General features: G+C 71.3%; 3 protein-coding genes and 1 pseudogene. 2 read left to right on the forward strand and 2 right to left on the reverse strand.

Annotated elements, in window-relative coordinates; all coding sequences use genetic code 11:
• Positions 1-71: 71 nt before the first annotated feature.
• Both G6023_RS06205 and G6023_RS06210 read right to left on the reverse strand, forming a co-directional pair.
• Positions 72-362 carry an ATP-binding cassette domain-containing protein gene (locus tag G6023_RS06205; protein WP_472986424.1) on the reverse strand — a complete coding sequence of 97 codons (291 nt, stop codon included), beginning with the start codon at positions 360-362 and terminating at the stop codon, positions 72-74.
• A gap of 94 nt (positions 363-456) precedes the next feature.
• Positions 457-1,551 (reverse strand): alpha/beta hydrolase, encoded by a 1,095-nt coding sequence (locus G6023_RS06210; RefSeq protein WP_241727721.1) that lies wholly within the window; start codon positions 1,549-1,551, stop codon positions 457-459.
• A 59-nt stretch (positions 1,552-1,610) separates the two neighbouring features.
• Between G6023_RS06210 and G6023_RS06215 the strand changes: the two genes are divergently transcribed.
• Positions 1,611-2,564 (forward strand): ABC transporter ATP-binding protein, encoded by a 954-nt coding sequence (locus G6023_RS06215; protein WP_120285767.1) that lies wholly within the window; start codon positions 1,611-1,613, stop codon positions 2,562-2,564.
• A pseudogene (locus G6023_RS06220) lies at positions 2,561-2,815 on the forward strand (hypothetical protein); the annotation flags it as partial. The gene G6023_RS06215 and the pseudogene G6023_RS06220, both read left to right, overlap by 4 nt.

Genomic DNA, 2,815 nt, shown 5'->3' on the forward strand with positions numbered 1-2,815 from the left:
CGAACCCGGCCGCGATGCCTGCCGCGCGGGCAGGCATCGCGCTCGCGCGGCCCCCGCGACGCGCACGCGGGTCAGCGCGCGAGATAGCGGACATGCGCCCCCCGCCCGTCGTGGGTCACCTCGGCCTCCACTCCGTACACCTCCCGGATCAGGTCGGCGGTGAGCACCTCGTGGGGCGCGCCGCCGGTCACGAGCCGCCCACCGGACAATACGATGAGATGGTCGCAGAACGTGGCCGCCAGGGTGAGATCGTGCAGGGCCGCGATCACCGTGGTGTCGGTGGCGCGGACCAGGGCCAGCAGGTCGAGCTGGTGGCGGATGTCGAGGTGGTTGGTCGGTTCGTCGAGCACGAGTACGCCCATCACCCTCACCGCTGCGCGTCAGTTCCGGATTCGCACCGGATTCCCGCGACCGATCGGTCTCGCTGGCGATCACAAGGTAACACGCGCTCCGGGGTCAGTACGCCAGCCCCATCCGCATCGCGCCCACCGCCTCGGACAGCGCCGAGCGCGCGAGCGGGGTGGCCCCGACGGCGTTGACGAACGGGTGGACCAGCGTCTCGTGGCGGCGCAGCGAGACCGGGACACCGGCGTCGGCCATCTTCCGGGCGTACGCCTCGCCCTCGTCGCGCAGCGGGTCGAACCCGCCCGTGGCCACGTGGGCGGGCGGCAGTCCCGAGAAGTCCTCGGCCAGCAGGGGGGAGGCGCGGGGGTCGAGCCGGTCCTCGTCGGACCGGATGTAGGTCTCCTCGTACCAGTCCATGTTGGCCCGGGTGAGGAAGAAGCCGTCGCCGAACAGCTCGTACGAGCGGGTCCGCGCGGACATGTTGGTGGCGGGGACGAACAGCAGTTGGAAGTCCGGCATCTTCTCCCCGGCGTCGCGCGTCTGCTGGCAGACCACCGCCGCCAGGTTGCCGCCGGCGCTGTCACCGCCCACCGCGATGCGCGCCGGGTCCACGCCGAGCTCTTCGGCGTGGTCGCGGACGTACCGGAACGCGGTGATCGCGTCCTCGACCGCGGTGGGGAACCGGAACTCGGGTGCCAGCCGGTAGTCCACGCTGATCACCTTGAGCCGGCCCGTCTTGGCGATGTAGCGGCAGGTCGCGTCGTGCGAGTCGACGCTGCCGAGCACCCAGCCGCCGCCGTGGAAGAACACCAGTGCGGGCAGCGTCTCGTCACCGTGGACCGGCGAGTACAGGCGCGCGGGCAGGTCGGCCCGGTCCGGGTCGGTGTCGCCGAGCGGGAGGACGATGTCGGTGACGACGGCGAGGTCGATCTTCTTCCCCGAGACGGTGAACGCCGACCGCTCGACGGCCGAACGTGCCTTCTCGACGGTCAGATCCTCGTATTCGCCCTCGGATGTCATCGAGATGACCCGGAGCCCGGCCTGGAAGTGCGGGTCGAGGACCTGGCCGTCCATCCGTCGCGGGGTCCCGCCCACGAGTCGGAGGAGCGGGCCGGGCAGGAACCCGGCAGCGGTCATGACGGCCTTGGTCAGGCGATCCGGGATCGACGGGGAAAAGTCACGGTGGCCGGACATGGGAGAGCGCATGGGCACATTGTGACGCGGATCCCTGGGATGATCGGGGTAATCGGACGAAGGAGCTGATCATGCGTTCAGAACACGACAGCGTGGTGCGGGTCGAGGGCCTGGTCAAGACCTTCGGCCGCGCCCGGGCCCTGGACGAGTTGGACCTCGACGTGCGCCGCGGGGAGGTCCACGGGTTCCTCGGACCCAACGGGTCGGGTAAATCCACCACCATCCGGATCCTGCTCGGGCTCATGCGCGCCGACTCCGGGCGGGCGACGGTGTTCGGCGGGGACCCGTGGCGCGACGCGGTCGAGCTCCACGCCCGGCTGGCCTACGTCCCCGGCGAGGTGACCCTGTGGCCGCGGCTCACGGGTGGCCAGTGCATCGATCTGCTGGGTCGGGCGCTCGGGGGACTGGACCCGGATCGTCGGTATGAGCTGATCGAGCGTTTCCGGTTGGACCCGACCAAGCGCACGCGTGACTACTCCAAGGGCAACCGGCAGAAGGTGTCGCTGATCGCCGCGCTGGCCTCCGACGCCGAACTGCTCGTGCTGGACGAGCCCACGTCCGGCCTGGACCCGCTCATGGAGCAGACGTTCCAGGAGTGCGTCCGCGAGGCCGTCGACGGCGGCGCCACCGTGCTGCTGTCCAGCCACATCATGGGCGAGGTCGAGACCCTCGCCGACCGCGTGAGCATCATCCGCGACGGCCGCACCGTCACCTCGGGGACGCTGGCCGATCTGCGGCGTCACACGACGACCGAGGTCCACGCCGTCACCGACGCCGATCCGGGTTCACTCGGGCGCGTGACGGGGGTCGACGGCCTGCGGATCGAGGAGGCCGCCGACGGTCGGTTCGAGGTCCGCTGCCACGTGCCGGCCCCGCAGCTGGGGGAGGTCACCGGCCTCCTTCACGCGGCCGGCATCCACACGCTCACCGCGACCCCGCCCAGCCTGGACGACCTGTTCCTCAACGCCTACTCCGGTGCCGGTGCGGCCACCGGGGGCGAGGAGCGGACAGGGGACCGGCGATGACCTCGCCGTTCGCCGGCACCGGCCTGCTGGCACGCATCGCCCTGCGCACCGGGTGGCGGGCCGCGGCCGCCTGGGTCCTCGGCCTGGCCGCGCTGTACCTCGTCACCGGGCTGTCGATCGCAGCCCTGTACGACACCCCGCAGGAACTCGCCACGTACGGCGCCTCGGTCGGCGAGTCGATGATCATGCTCACCGGCCGGGTGGCCGGGCTCGACACCCTCGGCGGCGTGATGATGAACGAGTACTCGTTC

Source organism: Dietzia sp. DQ11-71, assembly GCF_014144995.1.
GTDB lineage: Bacteria > Actinomycetota > Actinomycetes > Mycobacteriales > Mycobacteriaceae > Dietzia > Dietzia kunjamensis.

Excerpts from the sequence above, each read along its gene's own strand:
- G6023_RS06210 (WP_241727721.1), bottom strand. The coding sequence starts at position 1,551 with ATGCGCTCTCCCATGTCCGGCCACCGTGACTTTTCCCCGTCGATCCCG.
- G6023_RS06205 (WP_472986424.1), bottom strand. The coding sequence starts at position 362 with ATGGGCGTACTCGTGCTCGACGAACCGACCAACCACCTCGACATCCGC.
- G6023_RS06215 (WP_120285767.1), top strand. The coding sequence starts at position 1,611 with ATGCGTTCAGAACACGACAGCGTGGTGCGGGTCGAGGGCCTGGTCAAG.